The sequence below is a fragment of the Streptomyces hilarionis genome (genome assembly GCF_024539675.1).
GTDB classification, from domain to species: domain Bacteria; phylum Actinomycetota; class Actinomycetes; order Streptomycetales; family Streptomycetaceae; genus Streptomyces; species Streptomyces hilarionis.
In genome coordinates this window covers 22,617-41,291 of the sequence record NZ_JAHHIT010000073.1, presented here as the reverse complement: position 1 = coordinate 41,291, position 18,675 = coordinate 22,617, and the positions used below count along the sequence as shown (strand labels likewise).

Sequence of the window (18,675 nt, the reverse complement as noted above, 5' to 3'; positions counted from 1 at the left end):
GCGTGCACCGGCCGGAGGCCGGTGGGTCCGGGGCTGTCCGGCTCCCCGTCACCGCCCGACCCGGCTCGCCGGAACGTTCGGCGGTCGGTGCGGGCGGATCAGGCAGTCGTCAGGCCGGCGCGCATCAGCGCACCCAGCGGCCGTCCTTGATGACCTGGCGGCCATCCTTGAGCGTGAGGCTGGTGATGAAGCCGGACAGGGTGCCGTCCAGAGCGCGGCGGGTGTAGTCGGTCGCCCACACGCTTTCGCCTTCGTGGGTGGCGAAGAGGTAGACCCGCGTCGCATAGGCGGGTTCGAGGGCGGCCGCCGCGTTCTGGGCGCGGGACTCGGTGGGGAACAAGATCGAGCCCCAGTCGGTGTCCATGCCCATCAAGAACAGGTTGTGCAGCGGAAAACCGCGCACGTCGAGGATGCTGAGCAGCGGTTCGAGCGCTCCGAAGGTGTAGACGTGGTTCGGGTGGGTCTTCACCCAGCGGCTCTCGCCGTAACTGGACATGTCCAGGGTCATGAGGAACTCCCAACATCGATCAGCTGGTCCGGGCTGTCCGGCTCCCCGTCACCGCCCGACCCGGCCGCCAGGGTCCGGCGGTCGGTGCGGGCGGATCAGGCAGCCGTCAGGCCGTGGCCACGAGAGGCCGGTGCGGGGCAATGACCCGGCCGTCGGGGAGCAGCTCGCCGGTGTCCTCGAAGAGCACCAGGCCGTTGCACAGCAGGCTCCAGCCCTGCTCCGGGTGGGCGGCCATGACGTGCGCGGCCTCGCGGTCCGGGCTGGCGGCCGTCGGGCACTTCGGGGTGTGCGTGCACAGCGAGTCCGGCAGTCGGGTGCCGGTGACGGTCGGGGCGGTGAGGTCCATGAGCTCTCCCGGAGGGGGGAAGGGAGCCCGAGGCTTTCCCGGGCTGGAGACGTGCGAAAGGCCGGCCGCCCGCCGTGCGGGCGGCCGGTCGATGGCAGTGCTGCGAGGCGGGCCAGAACTTGCCCGCCGTTCCCGTCCAGCGGTCAGGCGTCGGCGCGCTCGACGGCGACGCGACGTTTCAGACCTGGACGAACTCGAGCGCGCTCATCACCTTCGTGCCGTGCAGCGCGACGACGGTGAGGAGGTTGCCGTCCCGGGTGCGCAGCTGCTCGCCCTTCGCGGTCCGGGTGTGCACGACCGGCTCGAAGCCGGCCAGCGTGTTCGCGCCGATCAGGCGGTACGCCTCCTCTGAGCTCAGCCCGGCGACGGTGTAGCGGGTCGCCGGGGTCGCGCCGAAGAACTGGTGATTGATCAGGGATTCCATGAGCTCTCCTGCCGGGGTGGGTGGTGGAGCGGGATGGTCCTCCGCGCTCTCCACCGCTCACCGGACCGCCGAAGCAGGCACGGTGAGCGACTGGGCAGCGCGTGGCTGCTGGAACAAAAGGGGTGCGGTAGCGCGCCTGTTGCCTTCTGCAGGCGGTCAGGCGGCGGTGCGGTTGCGGGTGGCGCGGCGCTTGATGCGGCGGCGGTCGGCTTCGCTCATGCCGCCCCACACGCCGTGGGCCTCGCCCATCTCCAGCGCCCAGGAGGCGCAGCGCTCCATCACGGGGCACCTTCGACACACCGCTTTGGCCTCGTCGATCTGCAGGAGCGCGGGGCCGGTGTTGCCGATGGGGAAGAACAGATCGGGGTCCTCCTGCCGGCAGGTGCCGTGCTCGCGCCAGTTGGTGTTGACGGGCAGGTCGGCGTCGGGGGCGTAGGCGGTGCGTACGATGGAGTTGCGATTCATCAGGGCCTCCCAGAAGGTCCAGAGCGAAGACAGCCCCGGGGTAGCCGCCCCGGGGCTGTTCGTGTGTTGGCGGCCGGACGGCCGCGATGAAGGAGTGCCGGTGCTCTTCGTCGGGCCCGCCCGTGAGGGCGCGGGGACGACGGGCAATGCCGGGGGATTGGTCAGCGGCGGTTGTTCTCCGACCGCTTGTTCTGCTCAGCGTTCTTACGCGAGAGCTCATCGCGCTCCGCGTCGGTCAGGCTGAGGACGGCGTTCACCGGACTGTCGCCATCTCGGAGAGGGTGCGGCGGGCACGGCGGCCGGCCTTCGCCGCCCGGACGTCGCCGTCGGCCACCAGGTGGCGCACCAGACGGTGGAAGGCGTCGAACTCATCCGGCTCCGGGCCGCGGCGGTTGTCCTCGTCCTCCATGTCGTCGTAGAGGCCGTTCGACGGGGCGGGGATGGTGCGTGTCATGCTGGGCATCAGGTCCTCCAGTCAGGTCCTGGACAGTCCGAGGGCTGCAATCCCATGGGCTGTCGAGATCGCTCCCCATTTGGGAAGTGACTGCTTGTACGAGCAGCCACGGCCGGTCACCCCGTTTCGTCGGGGTGACCGGCCGTGGTCGTTCGTCCAGCGTCTACCAGCGGTGGGTGAGGTCCTTCTCTTGCCGTTCCAGGACCGCGATCGTGGTCTGGAGGTCGGCCCGCTCCCACGTGGTGAGCGGCCGGGCGCCGGGCTTGGTCGGGGCGTTGAGCGTCTTGCGCAGCGCGGTCAGGACGTCGCGGACGCGCTGCTGGTCGGTCTTGTGGACCGGGTCGGCCACCCTCTCCCACTGCTGGTCGTGCAGGAGACGCAGCGCCCAGGCGCGCTTGTCGGCCTGCTCCTCCTGCCGCGTCTGCCTCTGGCGGCGAAGGGGTGCGGTCCGCTGGGTGTGGGCGGCAAGGTGGGCGAGCCGACGGCCGTCCGTGCACCGGGGGGCGGTGGCGGAGCAGATCGTGCAGCTCTTGACGTGAGCCTCGTGCAGCTTGCGGGCCGTCTTGTCGTCGACGAGGCCACCGACGATCTGCATGACAGCCGGGGTGGGCATCGGCTGGGGCTTGCGGATGACGCGGTCGGCGCGGCGGCCGTTGGTCTCCGAGATGCCCTCCTCCAGGCGGCGGGACCACGTGGCGACGGTGACGTTGATCGTGACCAGGCGGTGGCTGCCGGGGCAGCGGACCGGGTCTTCGGTGCCGGCCTGCTCGGTGTGGTGGGGAACCAGCTTGGCCGTGGCCCGCTCCGTGTCGGCGACGCGGATCGGAACCCACGTGCGGCACGACGGGCACACCAGGGAGATGCAGGCGGGATCGAGGTCGTACTCGTGCGCCGGGAGCTTGGAGACGACGATCGGGTCAAGGTGGCTGATCGTGCGGGACCGCGTCCGGCGCTTGCGCTCCTGGCTGACGGTCTGGACCTCACGCTCACGGACGGATGCGGTCATGGGGAAACTCCTCACGAAGCAGGCGGGTCGGGTATGGCGTCGCGGGTGCCCTCTCGGCCACGCCAGCACCCACCGGAAGATCCGGGCGTCCTGACGGACCGACAACGCATACGCGCTGCGACAGTTCAAACAGCAGTCACGGACACGGGGAGGAGTTAGTTGCCTCAGACTCCCCGAGGCCACCGAAGTGGCGACTGGTCATGCAGTGGTGCAAGGCAATCCGTCCCTGACGGAACGAGCGCCTTCCGGCGGTCTGTCCCTTCCGGGTCGACCTGTATGAGACCATAAGGCCATAAGCCTTAAGGTGGCAAGGGTTACGGTTCACCGTACTGGTTCAAGTCGCAGAGCATTAGGGTTCTGGCACAGGCCGGCTGGCTGAGAGGAATGAGCGTGAGCAGCGATGACACGTGGATCGGGGACGCCCAGCCGTACCTCGCGCCGCGCCGAGAGGGGGAACGAGATGCCTGGAGTTCGGAGGCCGCTGCGCGGGGGCGCCGCGGTACCCAGCGGCTGCTCGCAGCGGAAGAGGTTGACCCCCCGGCTGCCGTGCGCGACTTCTTCGGTATAGGCCCGGAGGAGAAGGCGGTGGTTCGCCGCCGACTGATCCTGCTTGATGGCAAGCCGATCGAGCTTGCGGACTCCTACTACCCGGTGCACGTCGCGCGCGGCACCCAGCTCGCCCGGGCCGGAAAGATTCGTGGCGGCGCCGTCACGCTTCTGGCGAGCATGGGGTTCACCCCGGAAGACAGCCCTCTTGAGGATGTGGCCGCCAAAATCGCCTCCCCCAGCCAGTGCGAGTCGCTGGGCTTGCAACCGGGTGCGCCCGTTCTGGTCTTGACGCGCTTCACCAGGTCCATCGCCGGAGAGCCGGTGGAGGTAAGCGTCATGACGATGACGCGGCACCTCCGTTACCGACAGAGGAAGGAGGCGAGCTGAGGGATGACGAGGCCGTTCACAGACCCAAGGTCGGCTCACCAGAAGATCGCGGCACGACTGCGGCGGCAGATCACGCGTGGGGACCTGCGCCCTGGCGATCAGCTGCCTTCGACGCCAGCCCTGATGGAGGAGTACGGCGTCGCCGGCACCACGGTGCAGAAGGCGCTGCAGATGCTCAAGGAGGAGCAGCTCCTGATCGGCCAGCCAGGCAAAGGCGTCTTCGTGCAGGGCGGCACCCAGCGATCCATTGCACCCGAGGTCTACATGCCTCCGGCGGGCGAGGGGCAGCCGTACCGCTGGATCAGCGAGGCGGAGAAGCGCTCGCAGCGGGGCTCCGTGACCTTGTTGGAGGTCGAGACCGTTACGCCGCCATACGAGGTTCGTCAGGCCCTCGACCTCGACGACGACGGCCGGGCTCTGCTTCGTAAGCAGATCTTGTTCCTGGACGACGAGCCCACGGAGCTGACACGGTCGTACTACCCGCTTGAGCTGGCGGAGGGGACGGCCATGATGGAGCGCCGAAAGATCAAGGGTGGCACCCCAACCCTGCTCGCCGGTCTCGGCTACCCGCCCGTCTCGTTTGTCGATGAGGTCTCCTCGGAGATCCCTACCGAGGAAGAGGTGGTCGCCCTTGAGCTGCCAAAGGACATGCCGGTGATGATGACGTTCCGCGTTGTGCACTCGAACAACGAGCGTCCGATCGAAGTCTCTCTGCTGGTCAAGGCCGCCCACCGGTACCGAATGCGATACACCGTCAAGGTTCCCTGACGGCGCTCCCTCCCGGCCTTGCCGCTCTGAACCTTCGCCCGAATCCTTAAGTGTGAGCGACTTAAGGCAGTAGTCTGATGTGACGCTCGATCGTTCCACCGTCTGTGCCCCCTCAACGCGTCGCTTTTGTGGGGCCAATCACAGCGGGGGCGGCAGGGTTGGAACATCACAGAGGCTTGTCGAAGCCCGTGCACCTTCCCGTACACGGGTTTTCAACATCCACGTACACACGGGATTTGGGGCCCGAGCTCTAGGCTCGCGGCCATGAAGATGACGGAGGGGCAGAGGGTGGGGAAGCAGCGAGCGGGGTGGCGGCCAGACCGGTTGCGCGAGCAGCGTGAGGCTCACGGTCTGACTCTGGAGAAGGCCGGCGAGCGCCTCCGGGCGGTTGCCGAACAGGCCAAGCTCAAGGGCATCCCCGCCGCGAATCCTCAGACGCTGTGGCAGCACGAGCAGGGCGAGGTCTTCCCCGGACCCCACTATCGGCGGGCCTACTGCCTCCTCTACCGGGCCACCGAGCCTGACTTGGGATTCCGTGCGGCCCTGCCCGGGGAGGAGTCCTCCTTCAAGCTCACACCGCTGGACGACCGCCTCAACGGATCACACGTCCTGGCTGTTGAGCGCGCCATTCACCGCATCGCGCCCGGCTCGGACGAGGCCGACCACTTCGACCTGCAGCAGCGGATCATCGACGCGTGGAAGCGTCGGCACACCGGCGGCGACCCACACCGTCCCGTGCTCATCCTGGTCGGCGGTTTCGCTGGCAGCGGCAAAACCGAGCTCGCCCGCTTCTTCGTCCAGTTGACCGGCTGGCCGCTGCTCGACAAGGACCCGCTCACCCGCCCGCTCGTGGAACGCCTCCTGGTCGCCCTGGGCGGCGACGCAAACGACCGGCACACCGACCTCTACCGCGAGCAGGTGCGGCCGGTGGAGTACGACTGCCTGATGCAGTCGGCAATGGCCAACATCAAGTGCGGCATCTCCACCGTGCTCACCGCGCCGTTCATTGCCGAGATGACGGACCCGGCCTGGATGCAGCGCCTTACCAACCGCGCGGGCTCAATGGGGGTCGACGTCTTCCCCGTGTGGGTGCGTTGCGACGAAGAGTCGATGCGCGAGTACATCGGCTTCCGATCCGCAGCCCGGGACGCATGGAAGCTGGCGCGCTGGGACGAGTACATGGCGCTCATCGACCTGGAGCTGCGCCCGGCGGTGCCGCACCTAGTGGTGGACAACCGGTTGGGCACCGCGGTGACGCTCGCGGACCAGGCCCGGCAGGCGATGGGGGCGATGTACGCGTGACCCCGAAGCAGGGCGTGATCCTGTACGGCCCGCCGGCCTCGGGCAAGGACACCGTCACCACGGCGCTCAGCGAACTGGACACCAAGTACGCCCAGTTCGCGCGGCTCAAGGTCGGGTCGGGCAAGTCGGCCGGCTACCGGCTGGGCACGGCAGAGCAGCTGCACGAACTGGAGGCCGCGGGCGACGTCCTCTACGCGAACTCCCGGTACGGCAATACGTACGCGATCGACCGGCCCGGCGTCGACGCCACGTTCGCGGCCGGGGTGCCCGTGGTGCACCTCGGGCAGGTCGACGGGGTCCGCGCGCTGGTCAACGGCTACCCGGCTGACTGGTCGGCGGTGCTGCTGTGGTGCTCTCGCGAGACGACCGAGCAGCGGTCGGTGGGACGCGGCGACAGCGACACCGCGGCGCGTCTGGCGGCGTGGGACGCGACCCGCGAGGACCTGGACACACACCCGAGCATGGCCTGGGATCTGACGATCGACACCACGGAAGCGTCCCCGCAGGATGCGGCACGGCTCATCGACCAGTTGCTGGCGCAGCGGGCGGGAGCAGCGTCAGCATGAGCGTCGGCTACGGCTGGGCGAGTCGGTCCAGGGCGTCGGTGAGCGTGAGCTCGCTGTCGTCCTTGACGTCGTGCCACCGTGCCAACGTGGACGCGGCCGCGCGCAGCATCTCCGGCGGAAGGCCGGCGGCCGCGAGGGTGTCGGCGGCCTCCTCCAACTCCGGGCCCCAGCGCCAGGCACGCGCGGCGGTTTTGGCAACGTACTGCGGTTCGGCGAGGTACGAGTCGGTGCGCCGCGAGGCGACCTCGAGGAGCTCCTGGTCGACGCCATGCTCGCGCGCCATGCCGACCGCGAGCGCCACCAGGACCCGACTGGTCTTCTGGAAGCTCGCGTACGCGAGCTTCAGCGCGGACGCCTTCCCGACCTCCGTGCCCAGCACCGCGGTCCGGACGGCGGTGCCCGCGAACAGCGCCTCGACGCGGCCGGTCGCGGAGGCCGGGCCGGACAAGTACAGCGTCGGTGTCTTGCCGCCGACCGGCGGGGAGCCGACGACTCCGCCGTCCACGACAGTCGCGCCGGGTTCGAGCAGCTCGGCGATCCGCTGCACCCGCTCGGGATTGATGGCGTTCGCCTCCACGTACACCCCGGTGAAGCGGTGCGCGGCGACCTCGCGGGCCAGGTCCTCGGCTGCGGCCGGCGGGCAGAGGGCGATGACGATGTCGCTGGGGTCCAGCAGCTCCGCCAGCGTGGCCATGGGCGTCAGGTGGAACTGGGCAGCGCGCGCCGCGGAGGCGGTGCTGCGCCCGGCCTCGCACCACAGGACCGCGGCCGCGTTCGCCGCGGCGCAGGCGGCGACGGCTGCGCCCATGCTGCCGGGGTGGAGGATCCCGATGGTCGGCTGGTCCACGGTGCTACTCCGTCTCGGTAAGCAGGATGGTGATGGCGTCGGTGACGTCGTCGACGGCATGATGCGGGGCGGCAAGTTCGTCGGGCCAGGGTCGGCCGCGCAGCCAGATGGTGCGCAGGCCAGCCTGGTGGCCACCGCCGATGTCCCCGACCGGGTTGTCGCCGATCATCCAGCCGCCGTCCGCGAGGCTGACGCCGCACCGGGCAGCCCCGAGTTCGAAGAGGCGCCGGTCTGGCTTGCGGATCTCCAGGTCGCCCGAGGCAGCGACGCCGTCGACCAGGGAGGCGAGGCCGGTCCCGGCGAGCTTGGCACGCTGGATGTCGCTGGCCCCGTTGGTGATGACGCCGATCGTCCATGCGGCCGCGCGCAGGCGGGCCAGGCCCTCGAGGACCTCGGGGCGGCAGGTGACGGCGGCCGCCATGAGGTCGACGTATTCCTGCCACAGCTGTGGGGCCGACGCCTCCAGGCCGAAGACCTCCCGCAGGCGGGCAAAGTCCGCCGCGTTCGCACGGTCAACCAGTTCGGCGCGCAGCCACTGTTCAGCTTCCGGGGGCAAAGCGTTGGCCCGGCACAAGCTGGTCACAGCGTCGCTGAGCGCCGACTGCCGGTCGGCCAGCGTGCCGTCCAGATCGAAGAATGCGATGCGGGACACGGGCACGGACCCTACCGGGCGCAGGGCGGGGCTCAGCTCGCGCCAACCACTTCTCCCAAACGGAGATCAGATCGTGTATCTTTCATGGTTACAACGATCATGGAAGGCTTGGCTATGTCCGACTCGGACCGCTCGCAGCGGGTCGACGCCCTGCTGAACGGCCTGCCCGAGGTGCTGCCACCCCCGCACGTGCGCGCGAAGCTGCGCCTCGCGGCCGGCCTCACCCAGCAGGATGTCGCGGACGCCGTGGGCGTGAAGAGGGTCGCAGTCACACGCTGGGAGTTGGGCCAGACCAGCCCCCGACGCCCGCACCGCGAGAACTACCTGCGTCTCCTCAAGGGCCTCGCGGAACGCTTTCCCGAAGCCGCGAATGCGGATGAGGGCATGCCGACGCCGACCTCCGAAGGGGGGTCGGGATGACCTAGTGGCCATCGGCCGCGCGCGCCATCACAGGTGGACTAGCCATCCCCTTCGGCCCCGCGCGGCCCGTCTACCGCCTGGCGATCCCCCACCAGAGCGGTCCGCTCAGATCCCGGTTCCCGCCGGTCCTGAGCCGCGGCTTATCAAGCCGCTCTTTTCCAGTCGGCCCCTTATCAGGGCCATGCAGTACCCGCGGGCCCCCGCCAAGGGGCTTCGCGGTTCGTTCCGAGGCCCCGCCAAGGGCTTTCGGAACACCAGCACCAAGTCCATCCACGGAAGGAGATCCGCCTCTGGCCTTCGTACTGTCGCCCGCTCCTCACGGAGGGGGCTGACCTGTCCCGCCAAACGAGCCATCGAGATCGGCCCCGGCCAAGGGGCCCCTCTGCGTTGATCCATATGGAAGGTCGGTATCGCCATAGTGCACGACAGCGGTGTCCCCTGTCATGTAGAGCGTGCCCGGTTTCGTCCGGTACGCACCCGCAATGTGTCCCGCCCCACGAAATTCACATACCAGTTCGCACTAAAGATCCGTTTCCTGCCGAAAGTTAGATTTCCGGTAGGAAGCTACAAGAGCAGCGGTTTCGGAGCGGCCTCGATGGGCTGGGTCGCTGCGTCGGCCGCCCCGCTCATGCACCCGCGCGCGGAGATCATCCACAACGTCGACGGTGGCGCCAGCAGGGGCGGCTTCCCGTCTGGCGGGACGGTTTCCAAGATTGTTGCCCGCCCGGCGGGAGGGATCGGCGCTCTTGCCGGTTCCCGGCCTCTGTCCACAGGCGGTCCGCGCAAGGCTGCCGGGATGATCTCTGTCTCGTACGTCCGGGCGGTCCGGTGAGCGCCGTGGCGGCGCCGGCCGCCGTGATGCTGCCCGCCCCGCGTCCGTCGGTCGACGATGCCGACGCGGTCACCGTGCTGCCCTTGCTGTTCGTGCCGGAGGCGTCGCAGTGGCTGTCGACGTCGTCGGGCCGGATCGCGGGGGAGGGCTACTCCTGGATGCAGGCGGTCCACTGGGTCGCCGGGTCCGGGCTCTACAAGCCGCGGCGGCACCGGTCGCATGGCCCTCGCAGCTTCGGGCCGACGACGGTGCGCGTCGCTCAGGAGCTGGCGGAGCTGTTCCCGTGCCGTCCGGGGATCGAGTACCTGGTGCGCCGCACCGGGCTGTCGGAGCGGTCGGTGGAGTACCACCTGGGGATGCTGCGGGAGGCCGGGCTGCTCGCGTACGTCGTGCGCGGCACTCGGGTGCGTGGTGAGGCGGCGCAGGCGTCGGAGTTCGCGCGGATGGTCCCGCCCGAGTTCGACATCGCGCTGGGCATCCGCACGGTACTGCGGGACGACACCGCGCCGGAGTACATGCGGGCGGCGTCCGGGATCGCGGAGGCGGGCCGGGAGCTGATGGCGAAGCTGGCGAAGAAGGCGTCGCGGAAGGTGCGCAAGCCGCGCTCGAAGACGTCGTCGAAGGCCCCGGCGAGGGGTTCCCGGAAGGGAGCTGTGCAGGGGGTTGCGACGGTTGTTTCGGATGAGGTCCGTTGCACCCCAATGCAGGTGGGTACCTCAGCGTCTTCTGCTGCGGGTACTACTTCCTTCCCCCCTGAGAGCAAGCTCGCACGCGGGCAGAGCGATTCCCCCACCCCGAAGAAGGTCAAGCGCGGCCGCCGGAAGCTCAACAGCGTCGGGCGCCGTTTCCAGCTGGCCTCGGAGCTGATCCGATGGGTGCCGTGGATGGGCCGCGCTGCGGTGCCCCGGATCGCCTGGATCCTCAAGGAGGTTGCGGACGCGGGCTGGACGGCCGACCAGGTGATCGCGTTCCTGGACTGCGGCGACGCCCCGGGTATCGTCCACCGCCCGTCCGGGTTCCTCGCCGGGCGGCTGAAGGGTGCGGTGGCGCTGTGGCCGACCGAGGAAGGCCGGGAGCGCGCCGTCCAGGCGTACCGGGACTCCCGCCGCGCTGAGCAGGCCCGCCACCAGGAGTGGGAGGGCGACTGGACGCCGCCGCGCAGCAAGTCCGTGCGCCGCCTGGTCGCCGATGCCTTCACCCCGAAGCAGCCGCAGTACGACCCCGCGGCCAGCCACCAGGACGCGGGCGAGACCGGCCCCGACGTGCCCGACGAGGAAGCGCTCACGGAGCTCCGGGACGTGGCCTGGCAGGAGTACATGCTCGGCAGGCCCGACCAGGTCGTCATGACGCTCGACACCCTCGGCCCGGCTGGCGCTGAGCAGATCTACGGCGCTGACCTGGTGCGGCGCGTACGCAAGCTGATCAGCAGCACCAACCACATGACCGTCGCACGCCGGTAGGAGGCCGTGATGACCGAAACCCTGAACACCACCACCACCAGCAACGAGCAGCCGGCCTCGGGACTGTCGGGCGTCGACCTGGCCCGGGTCGCACTGCACCAGGCGCGCGAGGCCGCCAAGGCCCGCGGCGAGTCCGGCACCCGCAAGGCGAAGCGCCGGACCGGGACGCCGGTGCGGCGCGACGGCCGGGAGCCGACCGGGTTCGCCGCCGTTCTCCAGGGCCTGATGGCCGACCGGGCCTGGGACATCCCGGCCGCCGGCGGAAGCATCCTGGCCCAGTGGCCGGACATCGCGGCCGGCCTCTCCCCGAAGCTGGCCGCGCACGTCCAGGCGGTCGCCTTCCACGCGGAGACCGGCCAGCTGGACCTGCGCCCGGACTCACCCGCATACGCGACCCAGCTGCGCCTGATCAGTTCCCGGATCGTCACCGCGGCGAACGACGCGGTCGGCACTCAGACGGTCCGCACCGTCCGCGTCCTGGCCGTGGGCGCGACCGCCCCGGCGCTCCGGGAGCCGGCCGCCGCCTCGAAGGCCGCGGCAGCGCCCGAGGCGCCGGTGAAGACCAGGCAGGAGGCGTCGCCCGGCTTCCACCAGGCGCTCGCCGCGCACCAGGCCGTCACCCCCGCCCAGCGGCCGGACCCGGGGATCACGGAAGCTGTCGAGCGGCAGACCAGGGCGATGCGCGAGCTCAGTCGGAGGGCATTTCCAGAGACGGAGGCTGCTGTCGACGATGCGCCGGCTCCGATCAGCGCCGCCCACCTCCAGCGCCGCCGTGAAGCCGCCGCCACCGAGGCAGCAGCCCTCCGGCGGGCCCGCACGGAACGTGCCGCCCGGCAGGCCGGGACCGCTGCCTTGGTCCCCGCCGCGCCCCTCCCGCTGCGCACCACCGCATGACGGGGCGCGTAGGCCCACTTCACCGCGGTTGCAGGCCGTGGCGTTCGACGCGGACACTGGCCGCCTGGACGTCGTCCCCGATGCCCCAGCCGTCGGCACGTAGCTGCGCTGGAGCGCGCCGAAGCTGATCGTGGCAGCCAACGAGCGCGTGCCCGACTCGAACGTCCGCGCCCTGCACGTGCTGGAGCAGCTGCGCGAGCAGGCCGCCGCCCGCACCGAGCCGGCCGCGGCCGCGCCCTGAGCGGACCGACTGCCGGAGCTCGCCGCGCGCTCGCTGAACGGCGAGGCTGCCTGGGCGGTGATCGTGTGAGTACCGAGCTGAGCGGGGTCGACCTCGCGCGCCAGGCCCTGGTCGCGGCCCGGGAGGCGGCGAAGAAGAACGGCGGCCACCAGCCTCCTCGCCCCGGGCGACGCGAGGCGCTGAGCCATCGGCCTGGGCCGAACGGGCGACCCGGCCCGACGGCCCGCCTCCTGGTGGGGGCGGCGGCGTTGACCGGTTGTGGAACTGGGAATCAGGGAGTCGTCCGTCACGATCAAAACCCTGTCGGTGAACGGCAAGCGGATGCCGAAGGGGGTCTACAGCCAGCTGCCGCAGCGCTCGATGCTGACCGAGCCCGACAGCGCGGTGGTAGGCCGCCCCTGGGGCCGTGTGGTGGACCCGAAGTGCTGCCACGACGCCCGGCGCAGGCCGCACTGGCACGTCCTGCACGAGCACGACGGCGAGTTATTCGTTTGGGTGGCGCCGAAGCGGCTGGAGGACGCGCCCTGGCACCTGCGGGACGGGGTGTACTCGCCGCGCTCGCAGGCGGGCACGGCGTTCCTGGATGCCTGCCTGCTGGAGACCCATCTGGGGGCCAGTGACTTCTTCGAGGGAAAGGTCTTCGGCCTGATCCGCGACGAAGAGCTGATCACCACGATCGAAGACGTCAAGGTCTGCCTGACCTGTTCGAGGGAGGCCATTACCCTCCGGGGGGCCCGGGAGAGGTGGCCGCACCGCTACACCAGCGTCGAGGATGCCGAGAAGGAGCTGCGGGCCGTGTACGAGAAGCGCGGCAAGGGCGCCCGCGAGCTTTACCCGGAGCTGGTGGCGGACGTGAAACTGGTGAAGCAGGCCCGGTCCAACTACGCGGCGGCGCTGGAGATGGTGGCCGGGCTGCCTCAGCTCTTCCTCGGCGCCTGAGCGCTTATCGGGGCCGGCGCGGTGCGGGAGGCGGGTCGCCGCACTCCCGCGCCATGGCCTCGGCCCTGGCGCGCAGGTCCTCGGCCCGGTCCTCGGCGTCCTGGGCGAGGTAGCGGGAGGACTCGTCGCCGACGGCGTCGACGAGCCGGTGCAGCAGCGCCGCCCGGCGCTCCAGGTAGTCCAGGCGACTGTCGGTCGTGGAGCGGCGGGAGTTGTAGTGCTCGGCGTCGTTCAGCACTCCCACCAGCTCCGCGATCAGCAGCCGGTCCGTGGCCGCCTCGACGGCCGTCACGACGGTACTCCGGCGAGCGCAGCTGGGCGCTGCATCTCGTCGACGCCGTCGTTACAGCACTTCCCGCACACCAGCCGCCGCCTCTTGGGCTGCTCGGACAGACGGATGTCGAACGGTGCCCGGTCCTCGGCCTTGTCGCGCAGGTCGTAGTCGCACTCCACGCAGACCAGCCGGGCGGCGCGGGCCTGCTTCTTCGACCAGGCGGGCCACTCTGCCGACAGCCGCATGACAGCGATGGTCATGCCGTCGGCCCGGGGCTGGAACACCGTGAAGTCCCAGCGCGGGGCGTCGGCGGGGATGTCGGCGACGGTCTGCTCCAGCGACGGCATCCAGGGGAACAAGTGGGGCAGGTCCTTGCACAGGATGCGGACTTCCTCGCCCTCGCGCATGGCCTTGCTGTAGGAGGAGGCGAGTGGGAAGCGGAAGGCCGTCACGATCGTGTGTGGGACCTGGAGCAGGTCCAGGTCTTTGCTGATGTCTCCGGCCGTGGCCTTCCATTCGCCGCAGTTGACCTCCCGCCACAGGGCGAGCCCGTCGCCGTTCAGCTTCCCGGACGCGTTGATCGTGCTGACGATCCGCCGCTGCGCGGCCCGCACTTCCGGGGCGACCGCTCCGGTCATCTTCGTCTCCCTCATCCTCGCCGGCGCCCTCGGGCGGACGCTGCCTGTACGGAACAACGATGCAGGCCCGCATACGGGCCGGTCCGACTTTCCGCCCGACCGGCCCTCGCCGGCGCCTGTTCCTCGTCGGCGGCCGTTCGCGCAAGGGCCGCAGGCCGCCGGGCAGGTCCGGGACCTGGAGGGAGTAACTGGCCGAGCATGCTGACGTGGTGCCGGACGAACGGGGAGAGCCGGGCGACGTCCTCTTCTCGGACCTCGAACCGTCGGCGCGGAGCTGGTCGACGGCGGCGTCCATGTACCGGACGTTGAACAGGACCAGGGCGTTGACATGTACGTAACCGTGCATGTCATCGACTGATCAGCCGGCGTGCGAAGCGCGGGCGCTTCTTTAGACCGTGCTCTCCTGACAGCAACTGCTGGAGCATGCGGGGTTGTCCGCTGCCGCACTAGAGTTGCGCGGTACGCGGATCATGCTTTCCCCGCTGGCACCAATCTCACCGCACCACTTGTTGGTGATGAAGCCAAATCGTCGGTAGAAGTCTTGCAGTCGGTCCAGATCCGCGCCGAAGTTGTCGGTCGGGTTGAGCGTCATTGCTATACCGCGCTGGTCGGCTGCGGAGATGAGGTGTTGCATGACGCGCGTGCCGAGTCCGTTGCCTCGCTCGGCGTTCGGAATAGTGATCAAGAACAGGAGGAGATATCCCCTACTGACGCTGAGGCTGAGGTGCACGCCTGGGTAGGCGGCCCGCACTTCTTCAGCCAAGGCGTCGGCCCACACGCTTTGTTCACGGTCCGTGGGGGATTGATCGAGAGCATCCAGCGACCGCTCAAGCCAGGCCGCGTAACAGGGATTTACCTTCTGCGTTGAGGGCAGACAGGTCTCTGCGCCACATACGGATCGTGCGTGGTCATGGGATGCGGCTCGAAACTTCGCCACGTCTCCCCCCGCTGCTGTCGACGTCGCCGTTGGTACAGTACTGGCCGCGCCCGCGCCGGATTGCGCCGGAGGCTGCGGCCGCCGCACCAAATGCTCCGCGGGCCGGTGAAGACGCGCGAGATGGAGTCGGCCGGCTTCGCCCAGGCGCTCACCACGCACCAGGAGGTAGCCCGGCCCTCCCGCGTGGAGCCGGGCATCGCGGCGGCGGTAGAGCGGCAGAACCGGGCGATGCGGGAGCTGTCCCGCCGCGCATTCCCCGAGCGGCCTTCCGACGATGCGCCGGCACCGATCGAGCAGGCCCGCGTGCAGCGTCGCCGCCAAGCCGCGGCGACCGAGGCCGGCCGCGCTGCGGCCGGGCCCGAGCCGAGACACGGTGTCCTCGCCGACGGGCACGGCCTGGTCGTCGGCGGCGCCCCAGAGCGCGCGGGCGAGGAAGTACAGGGCGATCATCCCGCGGCCATACCGCAGAGATCACCTGGGACCCGAAGGGTGACGCCCCCCAGGGTTACCTGGCGACGGCCATCGAGGGCGACCAGCTCGCCTACGCGCTGGAGGCCCTCGGTGACCCCGACGACGTGGGACTGAAGGGGGCGTCGCCGGAGAGCGCGCTGCAGGCCGCAGTATGCACGGCCCTGCTGGAACGGCGCTTCGCCCTCCAGGTCGTCCGGCTCCGTGACGATCTCAAGCTCTCGTGGCGGCGAATCGCCGCGGCGGTCCTCAATGACCCCGAAATGCAGTCGTCGGTCCGGCGGATGTACGACTCCGGACGCCGGGGCCTCGCATGGAGCACGTCTGGAGCCCGGCGAGAGCTGGCAGGCGTGAGCCTTGCTATCACGTCGCTGCCAGCTCTCCCACCGCTTCCAGCGACGATGCCTGTCGATGTTGAGGGACGTAGCAGGAACGCCGGTTGCAGACCTCACCGTCCTTCTTGACGGCTCGGCAGCACTCGGCGTGATCCTCGCACCGGTCCCCACCGACGAGGGGAGCGATCCGGCAGATACGGGGATCCTCGGGACCCGCGTAGGTACAGCGTCCAAGGTCCGCGGCGCGCTCGGGACGGTGCAGTTCACACGGCAGGTCCCGGGCCTGGACGGGGCGGAAACACCAGGTCTTCGGGAGGGTCTCGTACGACAGCACAGGGTCCAAGGGCTCCATGCACAGCGGCTTCGAGAGTTGCTCGAGCCAGCTGGCGAGCTCACGCTCGTGGCTCGTGCGTGACAGACGCGCCAGGGTGTGCAGAAGATCCGGTGTGGCCTCGATGTACCACTCGTCGTACTGGTGGCCGTTGATGTAGCCGGGCCACGGACGAAGCCGAGCAGCAGCCTCGAAAACCGCCGCAATGCTGCCGGTGATCTCGCCCGGTGCGCCCGTCGTACCGGCTTCCTCCGCGCGCTCGACTGGCTCGCCGTCGTGGGCGACGTCCACGCGGTGCGCCCGGACGTGGGCGGCATCCCGGACGATGTCGAAGCGGCGTAGTTCGGGTGTCTCGCAGTCGGTGACGTCCGGGGTGTCGTGGAGTGTGCAGTGCTGGGCGAGCCAACGATCAGTATCGACCGTCTCGCCGGCGCTCAGGGAGCCGTACGCCTGGACATAGCCGACGGAGCCGAGCTGGAACTCATGAAGACCAAGCAGCTGCCCGTACTCAACCGGGTTCTGACAACGGCTGCCCCTCTTGGTGCGCGCAACGCACTGCAATGCGTGAGCATCCCCGCTGGGGTTGATCCACAGGCGACCGCGCAACACGACGAGCTGCCGTGGCTCCATGGCGCTACTCCGTTCGCTTCCACTGATTCCGAGAGTGCGAGGACAGGCACGTGAAGCGGCCTCGCTCCGTTCCTGAGCCGAAGGCCGGCCACTGTGGTCAGTCCTCAGTGCGGGTGCACAGGTGACCCGCCGGGCACGCCTCGCACCCCTTCTCATCGACGGCACCGGAGGCCAGGGCCGCGGCGAACAGCTTCCTGGCGTGCGCAGTGCCGTTCATTCCCTCGCGCTGGCCGTACGTCTCGGGGTCGGGCTTCTCCAGCCGAGACCGGCACATCCGCAGGTACGCCACGGCCCCAGCAACCTCAAGGGGCAGTTCCTCCCAGATGCGGTTCGGCATACAGGTCATCGCGGCGACCGCGTCGGGGTCTCCCTGGAACCGCCAGGGCTGCCCAGGCTCCTCGGGTCTCTTGGCAACCATGCGGATGAGGGCCATGTCGTGCTCGTCGTCCGTATCGACGAGCAGCGCTCCCAACGCATGCAGGTCGTGGAGCGACTGGCGAATGTCGCCCGTGGAGCCGAACCTCGCCGCTGCCTCCGCGAGGGGCACGAGAGTGCCCTCCTCGCCGTCCCTGAAGATCGGAAGCTGGCCGGCGTCGATGAGGTCGTCCAGATACAAGGCGGCCTTCGGTACCTTGTTGCCGTACAGAGGACCGAGACGAGCCAAACGCGTCATCAGGGCGCGGGCTTCGTCACTGACCCGCGGATCGTCGATCTGGTCCGGGTTCATGCCAGCGGTCACCCGGTACCACTCCTCGTAACCTTCACCAGGCGGCTGGAGCTCCTGGAGGGTGTACTGACGCGGAACGCGAGGCCGACGCGGCTTCCCCGGCTTCTTCCTGCCCATCACAACTCCTCACCTGGTCTCCGTACGGGGCGCATCAAAGACAACGCTCAGCGGCACAGCAGGGTGCTGCGCCATCCGGGTGTGCCCTGCATACGGAGGGTGCGGTGTCAGTGTTCGCGTGCCACGCTTCCAAACGCCCTGGTGACGTCTGGCTCAGGTCTCGGGGACGTCGCTGTGGGTGTCTCGATCCATGCGGCGCAGCAGCAGCTCTGCGCGGATGAGCGCGGCGATGCCGGTGAGCGTGGCAGCGAGCATGAACAGCCAGGCAGCGGCCTGCCACGTCGATTCGGTGCGCATTACGTGCGGCGTGAACACCGCCATCACGACGGCGAACACACTGATCGCGGCGAGCCAGACGAGTCTCATCACGTTCTCCTTCGGGTGTCGTCGACGCCCTCGTCCCGCTCGCCATGCCGTTCCATCCCCGCCTGCGCACCCGGGTCGTCATGGCACTGAAGAACGCGGGCGAGATGCTGCGCCGGGCGGACAACGGCGAACTCAGCGTCCGAGGCCCGTCCGGGCTCCGGCGGCCGATGTCGCAGCAAGCGCCCAGCGCACCGTTCCAGCACACCGCACCGGCCGCTTCGTAAGCCAGCTCAGGAGGGCGCGGGTGGCTGGAGGCAGGGTGGGTGCCGCTACCGAGATACGACCGGATCAGGCGGGCTGCGGCGTCGGCGAGGGCGGTGCGATGTCAGAACCTCCCGGCACACTAAGGCGATTGACCTTGCCCAGCCCGAGGGAGCCGCATTGCCGCGTCGTGTTGAACCTGAAGTCGCAGACGAGTTGATGCGGGCGGTCGGCCTTGAGCCGTTGGAGGAGTATCCGGGTACTGCGGTGCCGTGGCGTTGCCGGTGCGGGGAGTGCGGGTGCTCTCGCCTGGAGCTCTTCAAGGACGCCAAGCGCCGGTCCGGTAGAGGGTGCAGTGTCTGCGTGACTGCGGCCAACCAGGAGGCGCAGGCACGGCGGGCGGCAGCGAAGAAGGAGGCGATGGCAGGTCAAGCGGTCGCGGCGATGATCGCAGCGGGGCTGGAGCCATTGGAGGTCTACCCAGGGCGCGGGACACCGTGGCGGTGCCGGTGTAAGCGGTGTGATCGTGAGGTCCGACCTACGTACGGGACGGTCAAGGGGGGCGGGGGGTGCCTGTACTGCGGGCGTGAG

The 18,675-nt window shown here is 69.7% G+C and carries 22 protein-coding genes and 1 pseudogene; 8 read left to right on the top strand and 15 right to left on the bottom strand.

What is annotated here, in order from left to right:
- Positions 1-124: 124 nt before the first annotated feature.
- From KMS84_RS19195 to KMS84_RS19170, 6 genes are all read right to left on the bottom strand, one after another.
- Positions 125-508, bottom strand: coding sequence for a hypothetical protein (locus KMS84_RS19195; RefSeq protein ID WP_256917482.1), 384 nt, complete (start codon positions 506-508; stop codon positions 125-127).
- Between the two features lie 106 nt (positions 509-614).
- Positions 615-854 (bottom strand): DUF5999 family protein, encoded by a 240-nt coding sequence (locus KMS84_RS19190; protein ID WP_256917481.1) that lies wholly within the window; start codon positions 852-854, stop codon positions 615-617.
- 178 nt (positions 855-1,032) lie between these two features.
- Positions 1,033-1,278, bottom strand: a complete 246-nt coding sequence (locus KMS84_RS19185; RefSeq protein ID WP_256917480.1) for a hypothetical protein — start codon at positions 1,276-1,278, stop codon at positions 1,033-1,035.
- Between the two features lie 156 nt (positions 1,279-1,434).
- Complete coding sequence (locus tag KMS84_RS19180; RefSeq protein ID WP_256917479.1) at positions 1,435-1,743, bottom strand: WhiB family transcriptional regulator; 309 nt, start codon at positions 1,741-1,743, stop codon at positions 1,435-1,437.
- Between the two features lie 253 nt (positions 1,744-1,996).
- Positions 1,997-2,206, bottom strand: coding sequence for a hypothetical protein (locus KMS84_RS19175; protein ID WP_256917478.1), 210 nt, complete (start codon positions 2,204-2,206; stop codon positions 1,997-1,999).
- A 154-nt stretch (positions 2,207-2,360) separates the two neighbouring features.
- Complete coding sequence (locus KMS84_RS19170; protein WP_256917477.1) at positions 2,361-3,203, bottom strand: hypothetical protein; 843 nt, start codon at positions 3,201-3,203, stop codon at positions 2,361-2,363.
- A gap of 384 nt (positions 3,204-3,587) precedes the next feature.
- On the opposite strand from KMS84_RS19170, the gene KMS84_RS19165 reads away from it, so the two are divergent.
- From KMS84_RS19165 to KMS84_RS19150, 4 genes are all read left to right on the top strand, one after another.
- The gene (locus KMS84_RS19165) at positions 3,588-4,139 is read left to right on the top strand and encodes a UTRA domain-containing protein (RefSeq protein ID WP_285893697.1); all 552 of its coding nucleotides are present in this window, start codon (positions 3,588-3,590) and stop codon (positions 4,137-4,139) included.
- A gap of 3 nt (positions 4,140-4,142) precedes the next feature.
- Positions 4,143-4,907, top strand: a complete 765-nt coding sequence (locus KMS84_RS19160) for a GntR family transcriptional regulator (RefSeq protein ID WP_256917475.1) — start codon at positions 4,143-4,145, stop codon at positions 4,905-4,907.
- Between the two features lie 264 nt (positions 4,908-5,171).
- Positions 5,172-6,209 (top strand): AAA family ATPase, encoded by a 1,038-nt coding sequence (locus KMS84_RS19155; protein WP_256917474.1) that lies wholly within the window; start codon positions 5,172-5,174, stop codon positions 6,207-6,209.
- Complete coding sequence (locus tag KMS84_RS19150; protein WP_256917473.1) at positions 6,206-6,775, top strand: phosphotransferase-like protein; 570 nt, start codon at positions 6,206-6,208, stop codon at positions 6,773-6,775. Before KMS84_RS19155 ends, KMS84_RS19150 begins: the two co-directional genes overlap by 4 nt.
- A 7-nt stretch (positions 6,776-6,782) precedes the next feature.
- On the opposite strand, the gene KMS84_RS19145 is transcribed toward KMS84_RS19150, so the two are convergent.
- Together KMS84_RS19145 and KMS84_RS19140 are read right to left on the bottom strand one after the other, a co-directional pair.
- Positions 6,783-7,622, bottom strand: coding sequence for a DUF1932 domain-containing protein (locus KMS84_RS19145; protein ID WP_256917472.1), 840 nt, complete (start codon positions 7,620-7,622; stop codon positions 6,783-6,785).
- Positions 7,623-7,626: 4 nt separating this feature from the next.
- Complete coding sequence (locus KMS84_RS19140) at positions 7,627-8,274, bottom strand: HAD family hydrolase (protein WP_256917471.1); 648 nt, start codon at positions 8,272-8,274, stop codon at positions 7,627-7,629.
- A gap of 114 nt (positions 8,275-8,388) precedes the next feature.
- Between KMS84_RS19140 and KMS84_RS19135 the strand changes: the two genes are divergently transcribed.
- The 4 genes from KMS84_RS19135 to KMS84_RS19120 all read left to right on the top strand — a co-directional run bounded on the left by KMS84_RS19135 (position 8,389) and on the right by KMS84_RS19120 (position 13,060).
- A complete protein-coding gene (locus KMS84_RS19135; protein ID WP_256917470.1) occupies positions 8,389-8,694 on the top strand; it encodes a helix-turn-helix transcriptional regulator in 306 nt (101 codons plus the stop codon).
- Between the two features lie 837 nt (positions 8,695-9,531).
- Complete coding sequence (locus tag KMS84_RS19130; protein ID WP_256917469.1) at positions 9,532-10,986, top strand: helix-turn-helix domain-containing protein; 1,455 nt, start codon at positions 9,532-9,534, stop codon at positions 10,984-10,986.
- A 9-nt stretch (positions 10,987-10,995) separates the two neighbouring features.
- Complete coding sequence (locus KMS84_RS19125; RefSeq protein ID WP_256917468.1) at positions 10,996-11,880, top strand: DciA family protein; 885 nt, start codon at positions 10,996-10,998, stop codon at positions 11,878-11,880.
- Positions 11,881-12,379: 499 nt separating this feature from the next.
- Entirely contained in the window at positions 12,380-13,060 is a 681-nt protein-coding gene (locus KMS84_RS19120) for a hypothetical protein (protein ID WP_256917467.1), read from the top strand.
- 4 nt (positions 13,061-13,064) lie between these two features.
- Here KMS84_RS19120 and KMS84_RS19115 read toward each other — a convergent pair whose 3' ends face one another.
- From KMS84_RS19115 to KMS84_RS19085, 7 genes and pseudogenes are all read right to left on the bottom strand, one after another.
- Complete coding sequence (locus KMS84_RS19115) at positions 13,065-13,352, bottom strand: hypothetical protein (protein ID WP_256917466.1); 288 nt, start codon at positions 13,350-13,352, stop codon at positions 13,065-13,067.
- A complete protein-coding gene (locus KMS84_RS19110; RefSeq protein ID WP_256917465.1) occupies positions 13,349-13,972 on the bottom strand; it encodes a hypothetical protein in 624 nt (207 codons plus the stop codon). The genes KMS84_RS19115 and KMS84_RS19110 overlap by 4 nt, the downstream gene beginning before the upstream one ends.
- 124 nt (positions 13,973-14,096) lie before the next feature.
- Positions 14,097-14,300: pseudogene (locus KMS84_RS41900) on the bottom strand (Tn3 family transposase); the annotation flags it as partial.
- 60 nt (positions 14,301-14,360) lie between these two features.
- On the bottom strand, positions 14,361-15,359 hold the full coding sequence (locus KMS84_RS41110; RefSeq protein ID WP_306425470.1) for a GNAT family N-acetyltransferase: 999 nt from the start codon (positions 15,357-15,359) through the stop codon (positions 14,361-14,363).
- Positions 15,360-15,740: 381 nt separating this feature from the next.
- On the bottom strand, positions 15,741-16,673 hold the full coding sequence (locus tag KMS84_RS19095; protein ID WP_256917464.1) for a hypothetical protein: 933 nt from the start codon (positions 16,671-16,673) through the stop codon (positions 15,741-15,743).
- A 97-nt stretch (positions 16,674-16,770) separates the two neighbouring features.
- Entirely contained in the window at positions 16,771-17,412 is a 642-nt protein-coding gene (locus KMS84_RS19090) for a hypothetical protein (protein WP_256917463.1), read from the bottom strand.
- A gap of 258 nt (positions 17,413-17,670) precedes the next feature.
- Positions 17,671-17,883, bottom strand: a complete 213-nt coding sequence (locus KMS84_RS19085) for a hypothetical protein (protein ID WP_256917462.1) — start codon at positions 17,881-17,883, stop codon at positions 17,671-17,673.
- Positions 17,884-18,675 lie beyond the last annotated feature (792 nt).